Source organism: Pannonibacter sp. SL95 (genome assembly GCF_026672425.1).
Lineage (GTDB): Bacteria > Pseudomonadota > Alphaproteobacteria > Rhizobiales > Stappiaceae > Pannonibacter.
On sequence record NZ_JAPPRC010000003.1, the window covers coordinates 1,101,458 to 1,118,757 of the forward strand.

At 64.0% G+C, this 17,300-nt stretch carries 11 protein-coding genes and 1 pseudogene; 8 read left to right on the forward strand and 4 right to left on the reverse strand.

All coding sequences use genetic code 11. The features are described from left to right. The first annotated feature begins 354 nt into the window (after positions 1–354). From OVA12_RS05810 to OVA12_RS05830, 5 genes and pseudogenes are all read left to right on the forward strand, one after another. On the forward strand, positions 355–1,365 hold the full coding sequence (locus tag OVA12_RS05810) for an ArsR/SmtB family transcription factor (protein ID WP_268135350.1): 1,011 nt from the start codon (positions 355–357) through the stop codon (positions 1,363–1,365). Between the two features lies 1 nt (position 1,366). Then, on the forward strand, positions 1,367–2,281 hold the full coding sequence (gene metF / locus OVA12_RS05815; RefSeq protein ID WP_268135351.1) for a methylenetetrahydrofolate reductase [NAD(P)H]: 915 nt from the start codon (positions 1,367–1,369) through the stop codon (positions 2,279–2,281). 357 nt (positions 2,282–2,638) lie between these two features. Then, positions 2,639–6,371, forward strand: a pseudogene (metH, locus tag OVA12_RS05820) (methionine synthase). Positions 6,372–6,545: 174 nt separating this feature from the next. After that, entirely contained in the window at positions 6,546–7,154 is a 609-nt protein-coding gene (locus OVA12_RS05825) for an FMN-dependent NADH-azoreductase (protein WP_268135352.1), read from the forward strand. Between the two features lie 794 nt (positions 7,155–7,948). Continuing rightward, positions 7,949–9,019 (forward strand): DUF2336 domain-containing protein, encoded by a 1,071-nt coding sequence (locus OVA12_RS05830; RefSeq protein ID WP_268135353.1) that lies wholly within the window; start codon positions 7,949–7,951, stop codon positions 9,017–9,019. 63 nt (positions 9,020–9,082) lie between these two features. On the opposite strand, the gene OVA12_RS05835 is transcribed toward OVA12_RS05830, so the two are convergent. Further along, positions 9,083–10,255, reverse strand: coding sequence for an MFS transporter (locus OVA12_RS05835; protein ID WP_268135355.1), 1,173 nt, complete (start codon positions 10,253–10,255; stop codon positions 9,083–9,085). 124 nt (positions 10,256–10,379) lie between these two features. Between OVA12_RS05835 and OVA12_RS05840 the strand changes: the two genes are divergently transcribed. Continuing rightward, positions 10,380–11,057, forward strand: coding sequence for a TetR/AcrR family transcriptional regulator (locus OVA12_RS05840; RefSeq protein ID WP_106753104.1), 678 nt, complete (start codon positions 10,380–10,382; stop codon positions 11,055–11,057). Positions 11,058–11,064: 7 nt separating this feature from the next. On the opposite strand, the gene OVA12_RS05845 is transcribed toward OVA12_RS05840, so the two are convergent. After that, positions 11,065–11,700, reverse strand: a complete 636-nt coding sequence (locus OVA12_RS05845) for a LysE family translocator (RefSeq protein WP_268135357.1) — start codon at positions 11,698–11,700, stop codon at positions 11,065–11,067. A 205-nt stretch (positions 11,701–11,905) separates the two neighbouring features. On the opposite strand from OVA12_RS05845, the gene OVA12_RS05850 reads away from it, so the two are divergent. Next, positions 11,906–13,126 (forward strand): alanine racemase, encoded by a 1,221-nt coding sequence (locus OVA12_RS05850; RefSeq protein ID WP_268135358.1) that lies wholly within the window; start codon positions 11,906–11,908, stop codon positions 13,124–13,126. Between the two features lie 346 nt (positions 13,127–13,472). Here OVA12_RS05850 and OVA12_RS05855 read toward each other — a convergent pair whose 3' ends face one another. Further along, the gene (locus tag OVA12_RS05855) at positions 13,473–14,078 is read right to left on the reverse strand and encodes a BA14K family protein (protein ID WP_268135360.1); all 606 of its coding nucleotides are present in this window, start codon (positions 14,076–14,078) and stop codon (positions 13,473–13,475) included. A 216-nt stretch (positions 14,079–14,294) separates the two neighbouring features. Between OVA12_RS05855 and OVA12_RS05860 the strand changes: the two genes are divergently transcribed. Continuing rightward, positions 14,295–15,077, forward strand: coding sequence for a HugZ family pyridoxamine 5'-phosphate oxidase (locus tag OVA12_RS05860; RefSeq protein ID WP_268135361.1), 783 nt, complete (start codon positions 14,295–14,297; stop codon positions 15,075–15,077). Positions 15,078–15,294: 217 nt separating this feature from the next. Here the strand turns inward: OVA12_RS05860 and OVA12_RS05865 are convergent, their stop codons facing one another. Continuing rightward, a complete protein-coding gene (locus tag OVA12_RS05865) occupies positions 15,295–17,052 on the reverse strand; it encodes a methyl-accepting chemotaxis protein (protein WP_268135362.1) in 1,758 nt (585 codons plus the stop codon). Positions 17,053–17,300: the final 248 nt, after the last annotated feature.

Consider the following 17,300-nt stretch of genomic DNA (forward strand, 5'->3'; position numbering starts at 1 on the left):
CCTCGCTATCCGGGCAGTGACCCGGAAGCCGGCGCTTTTCCTCAAGTGGCGAGGCAGCTGCGGGCTTCAAGTTCCCGGTCAGCTGCAACGCCGGCCCCTCTGGCTCGTCTCCATCCTCAACTTCAACAAGGTGGAAAAGAACGAGTCATAAGAATCGCTTGAGGGATTCCGTTTAAGTTGCCTGTGATGCGCTGCAGCATCGGGGTGAGCCCGACCTGCCAGCTCGCATTAAGCTCTTCTCAACCACTTGAACGTTGCGGCGTTGCCATCGACGCGCCTGCAAGACATGGTGGCTTGCGTCGAGCTTTGACCTCGTATAAAGATATCTTTATATCAGCTAGTCACGTGAGCGGCATGAGCGAGCCCCAATACCTTGCAATCGACGATCTTCTCTCCGGCCTCAGGGCTGCGGGGGAGCCGAGCCGTCTGCGGCTGCTGGCCCTCCTTGCCCGCAGCGAACTGACGGTGAAAGACGCGACCGCCATTCTCGGCCAGAGCCAGCCGCGCATCTCGCGTCACCTGAAGCTTCTCGCCGAGGCCGGTCTCGTGCGCCGTTATCCGGAAGGGTCCTGGGTGTTCTACCGGCTTGCGGAAGACGCGGCCGGCGATCTTGCCCGCGACCTCGTTGCCCGTCTCCTGCCGGCCGATCCGGTCCTCACCGCCGATGCCAGCCGCTTCGATGCCCTGCGCCGTGCCAAGGCCGAGGAGGCTGCGGCCTACTTCGCCGCCAAGGCGCGCGACTGGGACAAGGAGCGCTCGCTGCACATTGCCGAGAGCGATGTGGAAGCGGCGATGCTGCGCGCCCTCGGCGACCGGCCGTTCCATTCCTTCCTCGATCTGGGCACCGGCACCGGGCGGCTGCTGGAGCTGTTCGCGGACCGCTACACCTCTGCGCTGGGCGTTGATGCATCGCATGACATGCTGACCGTCGCCCGGGCCAAGCTCGCCGAGCTCGGCCTGTCGCGGGCGCAGGTCCGCCATGGCGATATCTACGCGCTGAATGTGCCGCCGGCCTCCTTCGATGTCGTCGCCGTGCACCAGGTGCTCCACTTCCTCGATGACCCGGCCCGCGCGCTGGCCGAGGCTGCGCGTGCCCTGCGTCCTGGCGGACGTCTGATCATTGTCGACTTCGCCCCGCATGACCTCGAGTTCCTGCGCGAGGGCCACGCCCACCGCCGCCTCGGCTTCTCGCGCGAGCAGATGGCCCGCTGGCTCGAGGCGCTGGATCTTGATGTCGAACTCGTCACCGACCTGTCGCCAGCCGCCGCTGACGGGTCGCAACTTACCGTCACCCTGTGGCTGGCGCGCGATCCGCGCATCGTCACCGATCTTCCGCTCGTCGATCTAACCCGTGAGGTCGCGTAACATGACTGCCTCGACTTTCGCCCGTCGTTCGCGCCTTGCCGAGCGCGCCCCGATCACCGCCTCCTTCGAGTTCTTCCCGCCGAAGAGCGACAAGATGGAGGCTTCGCTCTGGTCCACCGTTGAACGGCTGGCTCCGCTCAACCCGTCCTTCGTCTCCGTCACCTATGGTGCCGGCGGGTCGACGCGGGAGCGTACCCACCGCACGGTGGAACGCCTGCTGAAGGAAACCCACCTGCTGCCGGCCGCCCATCTGACCTGCGTCGGTGCATCGCGCGCCGAAGTCGATGCGGTCATCCAGGATTACTGGGACATCGGCGTGCGCCACATCGTGGCCCTGCGCGGTGACCCGCAGGAGGGCCTGGGCGCACGCTACCAGCCGCGCGCCGACGGTTATGCCTACGCCAGCGATCTGATCGCCGGCATCCGGGCCGTCGGTGATTTCGAGATTTCCGTCTCCGGCTATCCGGAGCGCCATCCCGAAAGCGCCGACTGGAGCGTCGAGATCGACAATCTGAAGCGCAAGGTCGATGCTGGCGCGACGCGCATCATCACCCAGTACTTCTTCGACAACGACCTGTTCGAGAGCTACCTGGAGCGCATCGCCAAGGCCGGTCTCTCGATCCCGGTCGTGCCGGGCATCCTGCCGATCCACAATTTCGAACAGACCATGGTGTTCTCGGCCAAGTGCGGCACCTCGATCCCGCACTGGCTGGCCCGCCGCTTCTCCGGCCTCAACGAGGACGCCGAAACGCGCAAGCTCGTCGGCGCTGCGGTTGCCTATGAACAGGTGATGGATCTGGTCGACCGCGGCATCAACGACTTCCATTTTTACACCATGAACCGCGCTGACCTCACCTACGCCATCTGCCACATGCTGGGGATGGGCCAGGCCGAAGGCACCCGCCAGGCGGCCTGACGGCTGCGTCCGGATGAATGGGGCGGGCGTGTCCGGAGGAACGCCGCAGCCCCCCTCTCCCCCCTTGAGGGGGAGATGTCTGCGCCAGCAGACAGAGGGGGGTATCGGCGCTTCAACAGGCGACGACCTCCCAGGTAACGGGCCAGGTAACGGGAAAGGCAGCTACCCCCCTCTGCCCCCTGCCGGGGGCATCTCCCCCTCAACGGGGGAGAGGAACCGCTGCCTCGCTCCCGTCCCGCTCGGGACTGCAGCACCCATAAAAACGTCAGGCGCGGATGCGACACTCCGCGACAGACGACACTGAATGTCAGGTCCGGCCAGCCGGACCTTTTGCGTGACAGGAACCGGAACACACCCATGCTGAAGAAGTCCGCCGCCTTCGACCTGCTCCATTCTGCTGCCGCCAAGCGCATCCTTGTGCTCGATGGCGCCATGGGGACGGAGATCCAGACGCTTCGGCTTGACGAGGCCGCGTTCCGGGGCGCGCGGTTTGCCGACTGGCCGCAGGACCTCAAGGGCAACAACGACCTCCTGAGCCTGACACGCCCGGATGACATCCGCGCCATACACGTCGACTATCTCGAGGCCGGGGCGGATATCGTCGAGACCAACACCTTCTCCTCCACGACCATCGCCCAGGCCGACTACGGCATGGAGGCGCTGGCCTATGAGCTGAACTTCGAGAGCGCGAAGCTGGCGCGTCAGGCCTGCGACATCGTCAGCGCCAAGACCCCGGAGCGGCCGCGCTTTGTTGCCGGTGCCATCGGACCCACCAATCGCACCGCCTCCATCTCCCCGGATGTGAACAACCCCGGCTTTCGGGCTGTCTCGTTCGATGACCTTCGTATCGCCTATGCCGAGGCAACCCGCGGCCTGATCGATGGCGGCGCCGACATCATCCTCGTCGAGACCATCTTCGATACGCTGAATGCCAAGGCCGCCCTGTTTGCCATCGACGAAGTCTTCGAGGAAAAGGGCCTGCGGCTGCCGGTGATGATCTCCGGCACCATCACCGACCTCTCGGGCCGCACCCTGTCCGGCCAGACGGCGGAGGCCTTCTGGTATTCCGTGCGTCATTCCGATCCGATGTCCATCGGTCTCAACTGCGCGCTCGGCGCCAAGGAAATGCGCGCTCACGTCGCCGACCTGTCGCGCATCGCGCAGACGCTGGTCTGCGCCTATCCCAACGCCGGCCTGCCGAACGAATTCGGCGAGTATGACGAGAGCCCGGAACACATGGCCCGCCTCGTCGGCGAGTTCGCCGCCTCCGGTCTCGTCAACATTGTCGGCGGCTGCTGCGGCACCACGCCGGCGCATATCAAGGCGATTGCCGAGGCTGTCGCGGACAAGGCGCCGCGCAAGCTGCCGGACGTGCCGCGCTTGATGCGCCTGTCGGGTCTTGAGCCTTTCGTGCTGACGCCGGAGATCAAGTTCGTCAACGTCGGCGAGCGCACCAACGTCACCGGCTCGGCCCGCTTCCGCAAGCTGATCAAGGAAGGGGACTACGCGACTGCGCTCGACGTTGCCCGCCAGCAGGTCGAAAGCGGCGCGCAGATCATCGACATCAACATGGACGAAGGGCTTCTGGACTTCGGAAGCCGCCATGGTCACCTTCCTCAACCTCGTTGCCGCCGAGCCGGACATTGCCCGCGTTCCGGTCATGATCGACAGCTCGAAGTGGACCGTCATCGAGGCTGGCCTGAAATGCGTCCAGGGCAAGCCGATCGTCAACTCGATCTCGCTCAAGGAAGGCGAAGAGGCTTTCATCGCCCAGGCGAAGCTCGTGCGCCGCTATGGTGCGGCCGTCGTCGTCATGGCGTTTGACGAGCAGGGCCAGGCCGACACGTTCGCCCGCAAGACCGAGATCTGCGCCCGTTCCTACAAGGTGCTGACAGAGAAGGTCGGCTTCGCGCCGGAAGACATCATCTTCGACCCGAACATCTTCGCGGTGGCGACCGGCATCGAGGAACACAACAACTACGGCGTCGACTTCATCGAGGCGACGGGCTGGATCCGCGAGAACCTGCCGCATGCCCATGTGTCGGGCGGCGTGTCGAACCTGTCCTTCTCGTTCCGCGGCAACGAGGGCGTGCGCGAGGCGATGCACTCGGTGTTCCTCTACCACGCCATCACCCGCGGCATGGACATGGGCATCGTCAACGCCGGCCAGCTCGCCATCTATGACGACCTCAGCAAGGAGCTGCGCGACCTGTGCGAGGACGTGGTCCTCAACCGCTCGCCGGACGCCACCGACCGGATGCTGGAGGCGGCCGAGCGCTGGAAAGGCGAGGGCGGCAAGAAGAAGGAAGCCGATCTCTCCTGGCGCGAATGGCCGGTCGCCAAGCGGCTGGAACATGCACTCGTCAACGGCATTGATGACTTCGTCGTGGAAGACACCGAGGCCGCGCGCCAGACCGTCGCCCGCCCGCTGCACGTGATCGAAGGCCCGCTGATGGACGGCATGAACGTCGTCGGTGACCTGTTCGGCTCGGGCAAGATGTTCCTGCCCCAGGTGGTGAAGTCCGCCCGCGTCATGAAGAAGGCCGTCGCCTATCTGATGCCCTTCATGGAGGAGGAGAAGCGTCTCTCCGGCCTCGAGGGCTCGTCCTCGGCCGGCAAGATCCTGATGGCGACCGTGAAGGGCGACGTGCATGACATCGGCAAGAACATCGTCGGCGTCGTGCTCCAGTGCAACAATTTCGAGGTGATCGACCTCGGCGTCATGGTGCCGGCAACCAAGATCCTTGAGGTCGCCAAGGCCGAGAAGGTCGACATCATCGGCCTATCCGGCCTCATCACGCCCTCGCTCGATGAAATGTGCCATGTCGCGGCCGAACTCGAACGCGAGGGGATGAATGTCCCTCTGCTGATCGGCGGGGCGACGACCAGCCGTATCCACACGGCGGTGAAGATCCACCCGAACTACGCCAAAGGCCAGGCGATCTATGTCACCGATGCCGGCCGCGCCGTGGGTGTTGCCTCGCGCCTCATGAGCGAAGGCCAGCGTGAGCCCTACTACGCCGAGGTGCGGACCGAATATGCCGAAATCGCCGAAGCCCATGCTGCGGCGCGTGGCGGTGGTCCGCGCACGTCCATCGCGGATGCCCGCGCCAATGCCTTCCGCTGTGACTTTGGCAAGGCCCCGCTGGCCCCGCGTAAAACGGGCCTTACCCGCTTCGAGGACTTCCCGCTGGAAGACCTGGTGCCGCTCATCGACTGGACGCCCTTCTTCTCCACCTGGGAAATCAAGGGCCGCTATCCGGCGGTGCTCACCGACAACCGCTATGGCCCGGCCGCCAAGGCGCTCTACGATGATGCCCGGCGCATGCTGGACGAGATCGTCACGAAGAAGCTTCTGACCGCCAAGGGCGTCGCCGGTCTGTGGCCGGCCCAGGCGCGCGGCGATGACATCGTGCTCTTCACCGGGGAGGACCGCCGCCAGGAACTGGCGACCTTCTTCACCCTGCGCCAGCAGATGTCGCGCACCGCAGGTGGGCGCGCCAACGTTGCGCTGTCGGATTTCGTCGCACCGGAGGTCTCCGGCGTTGCCGACTGGGTCGGCGGCTTTGCTGTAACGGCAGGCCACGGCGAGGATGACCTTGCCGCGCGCTATGCCAAGGCGGGCGATGACTACAACAAGATCCTCAGCCAGGCGCTGGCGGACCGTCTCGCGGAAGCCTTTGCCGAGAAGCTGCACCAGATCGTCCGCACGGACCTGTGGGGCTATGCGAGCGGCGAAACGCTGACGAATGAGGAAATCATCGAGGAGAAATACCAGGGCATCCGTCCCGCCCCGGGTTATCCGGCCCAGCCGGACCACACGGAGAAGGAAACCCTGTTCCGCCTGCTCGATGCGACGGCAGCCACCGGCATCCAGCTCACCGAGAGCTACGCCATGTGGCCCGGCTCGTCCGTTTCGGGCCTCTACTTCAGCCACCCGGACAGCCACTATTTCGGCGTCGGCAAGATCGAGGCGGACCAAGTGGCGGACTACGCGGATCGCAAGGGCTGGGATCTGGCCTATGCCGAGCGCTGGCTCGCCCCGATCCTCAATTACGACCCGAACCGCAAGGTTGCCGCGGCTGAATGATCCTCGCGTCAGGCGGGCCCGACGACGGGTCCGCCTGCGCCTGCCTCGTCTCCCGTGTTGCGGGGCAGCAAACACACTGTTCACGATCCGTCGAATAGTCACCGGAAACAGGCGGTCTATATTGATCCCGACATGAACACCTGACGCGGTCAGGGTTCTTCAGGAGATCAAATCATGACTGCCACCCCGACCATTCTCAAGATCGACGCCTCGGCTCGCAAGGCCGGTTCCATGACCCGCGAGCTGACCGACACGCTGGTCACCCGCCTTCTGGACACCCATCCGTCGGCCCGCGTCCTGACCCGCGACGTCTCCGCCGGCCTGCCGGTCGTGGACGAAGCCTGGGTCGGAGCCAACTTCACCGATCCGGCTGAGCGCAGCTCCGAACAGAAGCTGAAGCTCGCCCTGTCCGACACGCTGGTGGCCGAACTCAAGGCTGCTGATGTGCTCGTCATTGCCGCGCCGGTCTACAATTTCGGCATCCCGGCCAGCCTCAAGGCCTGGGTGGATCTCGTTGCTCGCGCCCGCGAAACCTTCCGCTACACGGAAAATGGCCCGGAAGGCCTGCTGAAGGGCAAGAAGGCCTATGTCGTCGTCGCCTCGGGCGGCGTGCCGGTCAATTCGCCCGTTGACTTCGCAACGCCCTACCTGAAGCAGGTCCTCGCCTTCATCGGCATCACCGACGTGACGGTGATTGCCGCTGACCAACTGATGATGGATGGCGACGCCAAGCGCGCCGCAGCCCGCGCTGCCATCGAAGCCGCTGTCACCCAGGCTGCCTGAGGCAGTTTGGGCCGGCACAGGCCGGTCGGGCGACCATGCTTTGAAGCGGCCACCGCAGCCTCTGCGGTGGCCGTTTTTCGTGACGCCGGAATGGCCCCAAGTTCGAGGCTTCCGGGCAGCGCCATCCGCTGCGGATCCTGTCAGTTTAACTCTTGCTGCATGTGCCGCTGTGGCCCTGGCATTTGCCTTGGGCAGTCTCAATCAGGCTGGCGGTGCGGCCATGAGGCCGCCCGCATTCGTCGGACATTGCCCGCCGAACCTCTCCCGTGGTCCGGAGCCGGGCACGACGTCCACCCACGCATCCTAGACAAGGCCGATAATGATCGCCCCGAGGAATGCGAAAGCCGCGCAAACGGCGATGACGTCAAGATGACGGACGATCGACATAGTCTGGCCTCCCGATGTCCATTTCCTGCACATGTGTTAATTTAATGAAGCTTCCTCGCTTGTCGACCGGAAAAGTTTCTGCACTGCACAACGGTTGTGGCCTTTCGCGTTCTGATTGGTGTTTGCTGGTGGTGCATTGCCTGCATTGCCGTTCGACCTGTGAGAAAATATCTAATTTGAACATAATCTTATCTGGATGGCGCGAAGTTGCGGCGCGAATATTGATAAGTGTGCTGACGAATGGCCCCTGTGAACAAAGTGCGGATATGTCGCATGCAATCTGTTCTGTGATGTACTGACTTTGTTAGGAGAAACTTCGAATGGCCAGGCAGGTGTTAAAGACGTCTTAACCAAATCGGCCCTAGGGTCAGATTGATAACAGGGAGACCCGGGATCCGGGAGGTGGAATGGTCAGTCTCAGCAAGCTCTCCGAGCTGGCTCATGATCGCACGTCATCCGGGCGCAAGTCGCTTGTCGAGGCCGTGACTGATCTTTTCGTCTCCGCCCAGCCGGAACAGGTTGATCACGTCAGCCTTTTGTTCGGTGACATCGTCCTCAAGGTCATCGGCCAGCTGGAAGAAGAAGCGCGCATGGCATTGGCCGTGCGCGTGTCCGAGAACCCCAATACCCCGCATGATCTCGCCTTCCGTCTCGCCGAGGACACGATCGCTGTTGCCCAGCCGATGCTGGAAAGCTCGCCCGTCCTGACCACGTCGGATCTTGTGTCTATCGCCACCACCGGCTCGATGGACCATCTCGGTGCCATCGCGGACCGCCGTCCGCTGGAAGCCGAGGTTACCAGCGTCATCGTCGATCGCGGGTCGTCCTCGGTCCTTGCCAAGGTTGCGGGCAACGACGCGGCAAAATTCACGGCGGACACGTTCGACCGGCTGGTCGAAAAGGCCCGTGCACATCCGCAGATCCAGGAAGCCCTGATCGGGCGCAGCGACATTCCCGAAGAGGGCGCGCGCCGGCTGGTTTCGTTCCTGTCCGACGAGCTGCGCGAGCGGCTGAAGGAAATGGGCGGCGACAACACCTTGGTCAACGTTCTGGCCGAACGCGCGGCGCAGGAGGTTCAGGCCCAGGTAAGGGATCTCGGCAGCGCCAAGAACAAGGCCGAAATGCTGATCCGCGACGTCAAGGCCCGCAAGCGCCCAGTCGATGATGCGGTCAACCAGTTCACCAAGGGTGACAGGCCTGTCGATCTTGCTCTGCTCTTTGCCGAACTCAGCGAGTTGCCGCATGATTCCGTGGCGCGCGTGGTGTTCAACCCGGAGGATACCGTCCTCAACATCCTGTGCCGCGCCAACGGTGTCAGTGATACGGCCTACAAGAACATCGTGATGATGCGCGCCAAGCGGCTGAAGCTGACCAGCAAGGACCTCAACGAGGCCTTCGTGCGCTATGCCAAAGTCCAGCGCGGCGACGCCGGCCGCGCGCTGACGACCATCAAGGAACGCCTGCGCAAGGCATCATGAACCTCTTGTCCTGACTGCGTCAGCAAAAGGCCGCCAAAGTGGCGGCCTTTTTTGTTTCCAGTTTCAGGCCCTCTCGCGCCGTCTTTCCAACCGGTACAGCACCAGCGCGGTCGCCAGGCCTGCAAGGCCGAAGCCGATGACAGCCATCAGGAACCCCCAGGGCGTGACGGCGTCCATGGCAGCGCCCGCGACCGGAGGGGCGGCCAGCGTGCCAACCTGATAGAGCACCAGGAAGGCCGCGTTTGCCGGGGCAAGATCAGCCGGGCGCAGCCGTTCGCCAAGGATCGCAAGGCCCAGCGTGTAGAAGGCGCAGGCAAGGCCGCCGAGCAGGAAGGTGGCCGCCAGCGCCGCACCCGGCAGCGCCGTGGCAAGGCCCGAGACGAGCGCCACCAGCGGGAAGGCGACCAGCATCATCAGCATCAGCTTGGGCCGGTCCATCCGGTCGGCCAGCCAGCCAAAGCCGAAGCTCAAGGTCACGCCGCCCCACAGGAAGGCCGTGACAAGCCCGAGGCCCGTCGCTTCATCAAGCCCCAGCCTGCTGGCAAAGCTCGGCAGCAGGGCGATATAGGCATATTCCAGCACACCGGCGATGAGCGCTGCCGACATGCCCAGCGGCACCAGCTTCGCGACAGCCGCAGGGTTGCCGCCCGCGTGCCCGTCGATCCGCGGCGCAAGGCTGGCCGCCGCCACAAGCGGCAACACGGCCAATGACAGGGCAAGCCCGGCGACGATGAAGGGTTGCAGCCCCTCCGTGCCGATCTGGCCCAGCAGCACCGGGCCTGCGCCATAGCCGCCGAACAGCGCCACCGTGTAAAGCGACAGCACCCGGCCCCGGCTTGCCTCTTCGGCCGCGGCGTTGATCCAGGTCTCGCCGAGCAGCCAGGGGAACAGCAGCCCGACACCCATCATGAAGCGCAGCACCAGCCACGCCTCGACGCTCGGCATCAATGGCATCAGGATGAAACCGGTGAGGCCAATGGCACAGCCGCCAGCCATCGCCGGCACCAGCCCGATGCGGAAAGCGAGGCGCGGGGCAAAGGGCAACAGCACCAGCGCGGCCAGCGCCGGCATGCCTGCGGCGAGGCCCGTCAGCCAGCCCGGCGCGCCCCAGCGCTCGAAGCTGACAGCGGTCAGCGGATAGCCGATGCCATGGGCAAGGCCGAGGAAGAAGGTCGAGCCGATCACGGCGGCAAGGCCGAGGGCTCTTGCATCGGGTCTGGCGGCGAGGCTGCGCATCGCAAGTCTCCTTTAGATGTGCAAGATCGTCCAGGGACGAGCGCCCTGGCCGAAGACAGCTTGATTTCTACAGTGCAGAACATGTAATTCTACAACGTAGGAATGGCAAGGGGAAATTTCTGCGGTGTCGAAAAAGCCCACTGAAGGTCGCGGCGAGGGGCGTGGTGAAGGTCGTCAGGGCCCGCGCGGAATTGACCCGCATGCGGTGCTGGAAGCAGCGATCGCCTTGCGTGAAAGCGAGGGCGCTGAAGGCTTCAGCCTGCGCCGGCTGGCCCAGTCCCTCGGGCTTGATCCGATGACCGTGCAATATCACTTCGGGTCGAAGGAAAAACTGGAGCGGGCCATGGGCGACCGGCTCAATGCGCAGCTCATTCCCGTTGATCCGGCCACACCCTGGCGCAGCCGGCTGGAGAACCTTGCCTTCCAGTACCGCCGCCTCGCTCTGGCCTATCCGCAAACCTTCCCGCTGCTGCTGCGGTTCTGGGTGACGGGACCTGCCGACGTGCGCCATGCCGAGATGGTCTATGTCGCGCTGGCCGATGCGGGCTTCAACGCGGAGGACCGGGTCGACTATTGCGTCGGCTGGTATGCTGCGGTTCTGGGGCTAGCGGCCGCCGAGGCTGGCGGCCTGCTGCGCCCGGCCTCACAGGCCATGCTGGATGAAACCGACCAGCTCGACCCGAGAGAATTTCCGCAGACCGTTCAGCTTGCCGCCGAGTTTCGCCGTCAGGCGGCCGGTCGGGCGTTCCAGAAGGCGCTCGACCGGATCATGGACGGGATGGAGCAGGCGGCCAGCCGCTGACAGCGCCTCAGGCGGCGCGGCGCAGCGCAGCCGTCATGGCCGCCGCGCTGATCAGCAGACTGCCTCCGACCCGGTTCAGCGTCTTCAGCGTCCCCGGCTTGCGGATGCGCGTCCGGATCGCAGAGGCCGTCAGGGCATAGACAGCCGCATTGAGCGTTCCCAGCACGACGAAGGTGATCCCGAGCAGCAGCAGCTGCGGGGCCACCGGGGCCTGCGGCGCGATGAAGTGCGGCAGGAAGGCAATGAAGAACGCAATGCCCTTCGGGTTGAGGCTGGTCACTACATAGGTGTGCCAGAACACCCGGCGCGGGTTCATTGCCAGCGCTGCCTCGCCCTCGCTGTCCAGTTCAAGCGGGGCAGGGGGCTGGCGCCACATCTTGATGCCGATCCACAGCAGATAGGCCGCGCCCAGCCACTTGAGGATGGAAAAGGCCGTCGCCGAGGTCGCCAGGATCGCGCCAAGGCCCAGCAGCGAGGCGGTTGCCGATGTGGCATCCCCCAGTGCGACACCCAGCACGCAGGCTGTCGATGCCTTGCGGCCATGGGCAAGTGCGTAGCTGATCACCAGCAGCACGGTCGGGCCGGGGATCGCCACCACGACGAGCGTTGCGATCACATAGGCGGTGTAGAGTTCGATGGTCATGGAGGCTTTCCGGCAGGTCACGTTGGATAACTGAGCCATGGAACCGCAGGTGTCGCAAGTCCGTTATGATTCCACCCTCAGGTTCGACAAGCCAGTGATGCCGTTGCGACGGCGGTGACTTGATATCAATCGGGAATCGGGCTGCTCTGGAGGACGCGACGCCTGTCGCGGGACCAGGCCTGCCTCTCAATCAAGGATTATGCGGATGGATCGATTCCGGACTGCCGTTGACGCCGCCCTGGCCTTGCGCCCCGATCAGCCGGTCTATTGTTTCCGGCCCACCGTTCTGGCCGAAGATGCGCGCAACTTCATGGCGGCCTTTCCGGGCAAGACCGCCTATGCGGTGAAGACCAACGGCGAGCCCTTTGTCCTCAAGGCTCTGGCCGAGGCCGGGATTGACTGTTTCGACGTCGCCTCACCGGCCGAATTCGCCGCTGTCCGCGACGTCGCCCCCACTGCGGAAATGCTCTACATGCACCCGGTCAAGGCCCAGTCCGACATCCGGCTGGCGCTCGAGACCTATCGCATCCGCACCTTGTCGCTCGATCACGAGGACGAGGTCGCCAAGATCCTGCGCATCGTGCGTGCGCTCGACATCAACCCGGGTGACATCACCCTGTTTGTCCGCCTGGCCACCAAGGGCCATGCCGCCTACGAGCTGTCGAAAAAATTCGGCGCAGCGCCCGCCCATGCCGTGGAACTGTTGCAACGCATCGACCGGATCGGTTTCCGCTGTGGCCTTTGCTTCCATGTCGGCAGCCAGATCGAGGATGCGGAAACCTACGAACGGGCGCTTGCCTCGGCCGACTGGGTGCGCTCCCGGTCTGGGGTCGAGATCTGCGAACTCGACGTCGGCGGTGGCTTTCCGGCCGTCTATGGGCATGACCCGCGCCGCAAGACCCCGCAAATGCCGGCCTTGTCCGATCTGATGAGCGAGTTGCGCAAGGACATTGCCGAGTGGGGCTTTGACAAGCAGCCACTGGTGGCCGAGCCCGGCCGCGTCATCGTCGCAAGGTCCATCTCGCTCATCGTGCGGGTGCTCTTGAAGAAAGGCCGGCGGCTTTACATCAACGACGGCATCTGGGCGTCCCTGTCCGACAGCTGGACCGGCAAGATCACGCTCCCGGCGCGCTTCATTCCGGATCCTGCCCGCCGCCGCCGTGTCGGCAACGCCGGCGAGATCGTGCCGTTCAAGGTGTGCGGCGCCACCTGCGACAGCGTCGATATCCTGTCGCGGCCCTTCTGGCTCCCCGAGACCGTCGATACGGGGGACTGGATCGAGATCGGCCATATCGGTGCCTACAGCCTGTCGCTGCGCACCCATTTCAACGGCTTCTATCCCGATACGGTCGTGGAAGTGGACGAGCCCTTCTTCGCCGGCGCCGCTCCTGAAGGCTTTGCCTCCATCGAGACCATGGCCGACTAACCATCGGGACTTGAGAATGAACGCGGAAAGGCCGCTCTTTCGGAGCGGCCCAACCTGCTGAACAAGCCTGTCCGTCGTCATCCCGGGCGCAGCGAAGCGAAGACCCGGGACCGGAGAGCCAAGATCTTTTCTGTTTCAAAACACTGAAACATCCATACCTCGGCTCACCGGTCTCGGCTCGGCGCTGCGCTTGGCCGGGATGACGTGAATAGGATCGAGGTTCGTTATCAGGCTTGGGCCGCCCTTTTTGGGGCGGCCCAGCGCATGTCCGCACCCGGTCTTGCGGGGCAGGGCAGGGGATGACCGGCTGCGGAAAGGCGAAATCTGGGCTCTGAAACCGCGTTGCTTACTGGCAGAACCGGGTCTGGCCGCTGTGGGTCCGGAAGGTTCCGGTCTGCGGGTTGAAGCTGCGGTAGCGGCTGCTGCAATACTGGTACCAGGCCGGCGTCCAGGGCTGGTAGCCGCCAACCTGACCGCCATGGGCGATGATCGGACGGTCATCCACCGGCACGCCGGGTTCCGGGATCGGCTGGACGTGACCGTAATTCGGGCCGGCGTAGACGGGTCCGCCATAGGCCGGACCGCCGTAGACCGGTGCGCTGCCATAAACCTGGCTGCCACCATACACCGGGCCGCCGTAGGCCGGAGCCGGCGGGTAATAGGCCGGCGGGGGAGGCGCGGAGTTGCTGCTGTCGCCGAGGGCGCCGAGCAGGATCGCACCTGCCGCAAGGCCGATCACGCCAGCGGCGATGGCCGCATCCGTGTTGTCGTTCTTGCGCTTGCGATCCGGGTTGTACGGACGGTGACGGCGATCGCCGCCCCAGTCGTCGTTCCAGCCCTGGCGGCCGCCGCGTTCACCCCAGCCGTCTCCGGCAAGGGCCGTTCCTGCAGCCGGTACGAGCAAAGCTCCAGCGAGAGCGAAGGCAGCCACGCGGTGCGTCAGGCGGGTCATGGATCAAACTCCGGTTTGGAAGGGCCGCAAGGGCGTCCCGTTCGATGGTGCCAATCTCGCATGGGGGCACTGAACGCACCCTGAGACCGGTGTTCATCTGCCGTTCATGTTTATCCCGCGTCCAATGACCTCACAATGTCGCGGATGGCTGATTTTTTCGGGCCGTGCCGCTAAACTCAGACGCGAGGGAGACGTGCATTTTGACAGGAACACCAAATGGCCGAAACGCCAAAGAAGAAGGATGTCCTCCAGGACGTCGATGATGCCGTCCGCCGTCAGGCGAAAGGCCTGATGCGCCTTGCCCGCTTCGGCGCCCTTGCCGTGCTCGAACCGGAAACCGGTCACCCGCTCTGCAGCCGCGTTGCGCTGGTCTGCGACCTTGACGGTACGCCTGTGATTCTCGCCTCGAACCTCTCCGGCCACAGCGCCGGTCTTGCCGCCGACAGCCGTTGCTCGCTGCTGGTGGGCGAGCCGGGCAAGGGCGACCCGCTCGCCCATCCGCGCATGACGCTGTTCAGCGTTGCCCGCAAGCTGGCGCGTGACAGCGATGAACACGCCCGCCTGCGCCGCCGCTACTTGGCCCGCCACCCGAAGGCTGAACTCTACGTCGATTTCCCCGATTTCGCCTTCTACCGGCTGGAAGTCGAACGGGCGAGCCTCAACGGCGGTTTCGGCAAGGCCTATGCCCTGACGCAGGCAGACCTGATCCTTGACCCGGAGAGCTGGTCCGCGCTGGTCGCCTTCGAGCCCGGCGCCGTCAGCCACATGAACGAGGATCACGCCGAGGCGATAAAGCTTTATGCCGAAGTGCTCTGCAAGGCGCCGCAGGGTTCCTGGCGTCTGGCCGGTCTTGATCCGGAAGGGCTTGATCTTCAGGCCGGCGATCTCAGCGCCCGTCTCTGGTTCGATGCACCGCTGACCGCCCCGGGCGACCTGCGCGCAGCCCTGGTCGACCTCGCCGGCAAGGCGAGGGCAACCCTCGCGCAAACAGACGGCTGATATCTCAATCCGCGCTGTCCCGGCCTTGTGCCGGGACCTGTCATGGTGCGCGCTGACGCCGGATGGATTTTAACCGAGGTCATAACGAACGGGTCCCGGCTCAAGGCCGGGACAGCGTGGCGTCAGACAGTCTCGGCGCATTGCTTCGAAAGGTAACCGCCGGCGAGGTTGACGATCCAGAAAGGCGGAAGCCCTTCTGGATCTACCCGCGCCTCACTCACGCCGCGCGGACACTGGCAAGGAAGCCATCCAGTTCGCGGCGCAGCGTATCGGACTGCTGTGTCAGGTCTTCCACCGTCGACAGGACCTGACGGGCACCGGCGCTGGAATCGACGGCACTTTCGCGCACCCGCACGATGGTCCGGGTGATCTCCTGGCTCCCCTGCGCCACTTCGGCAACATTCCGGGCGATCTCGGAAGTGACGGCGTTCTGTTCCTCGATGGCCGAGGCAATCGCCGTGATCTGCTCGTTGATGCTGCCGATGGAGCGAACCACGTCCTCGATCGACTTCGCGGTGTTGGACGAGCCGTTCTGCATTTCGCCGATCTGCTTGCCGATGTCCTCGGTCGCCTTGCCGGTCTGGTTGGCGAGCGCCTTCACTTCGGAAGCAACGACGGCAAATCCCTTGCCAGCCTCGCCGGCGCGGGCGGCTTCAATCGTGGCATTGAGCGCCAGAAGATTGGTCTGGTCGGCAATGTCGTTGATGAGGCGCACCACTTCGTCGATCCGCTGCGCGGAGTCGGCCAAGCCGGATACAGTCGCGCTGGAGCGATCGGCACTGGAGCGGGTCGCGTTCGTTGCCGTCATGGCGTTGCTGATCTGGCGACTGATCTCGCGGATCGAGGCGGAAAGCTCTTCCGATGCACCTGCCACGGACTGCACGCCTGCGGTCGACTGTTCCGCAGCTGCGGCCACGGTGCCTGCCTGGTCCGATGTGCTTTCGGCGTTGCGCGCCATCTGGTTGGCGGTCCGCTCCAGCTCCAGAATGGCGTCAGCAATACGATCAGCGACCTGTTTGACGGTCGCCTCGAGGCTATCAGCCAGGCGGAGCGTTGCAGCGCGCTTCTCGTGTTCGATCCGCTTCTCTTCCTCGCGCATCTGCGCCTGCAGATGTTTCATCTCGATCAGCTTTTCACGGAAGGCGGTAAAGGCGATGGCAAGTTGGCCGATTTCATCGCGATTTGCGACCTTCACCTCGACTGAAGTGTCGTCGACGGCAAGCCGGTTCAAGGCATTTGTCACCATCCGTAGAGGACGGCTGATCCCGAAGATGGCGAGATAGCAGGAAATCCCGAGGCCAAGACCAATTGCCACAACAGAAACGGTGACCAACTGGAGAAGTCCCTGTTCCTCATGTTCATGCGCCATTTTCGCGGATAGCTCGGTTGCTCTGGTCAAGTCCTGCGTCAGTGCGGTCAATTCATGGTCCAGCCGATCCTGTTCGGCCTCGATTTTTTGGGCGAGAGCGGTCGCCTCGGCGACCGCGCCGGACCGGATCAGTGCTTTTACCTGACCTGCATGTTCGACATAGAGCTTGTGCTCCTTCTCAATCGCCTGGAGGTTGGTAAGTGTGTTTCGGAAGCGCTTGGCGTGCGTCTCGTCGGGAGCGCTGCGCAGCCCAGCTTCTGCTATTGCCTCTGCGCCGAGAATCTCTTTCTCGACCTTTACGCTGAGTGCATCAAACTCGGCAACGATTGTCTCGAGTGCGCTTGCATCGCCCGGGATCTGCGCAATGCGCAGGATCTTTTCCATCAGAACCGCCTGCTCGAGCTGGTGCTCTGTAACGTCAGTTACTGTGGCGGTCAGAGGAATGTTCTGATCCGCAATTTCCGTCAGTTCGTCACCGATCGAGGCCATCTGCACCAGCGCGACTGCGGCAATGCTGACCATCGCCAGCGCCAGAAACACGACGATGCCAAGGATCTTGGCTGATACGGAACGCAGCGCCGAAGGCTGCCGCCGGACGTCGTTCATGGGATATGAGCCTCCGCTCTACTTCCAGTGGTTGCATGGCTTGGGGATTGCTCTGTATTAGAACGGAAAAATTCGTTCTGCATCCCCCTGTGCTCCAATTGATAATCCGTCCTGCGCAAATGCTCCCGTAAACTAATTAATAAAATTGTATGCAACTCTTTACTTCCGTCTGGCTTGCTTTGCTTCCTTAACGGAATATTTCGTGACAAGAACAGAAAACAAAAAAGCCGGCGCATCAAATGCGCCGG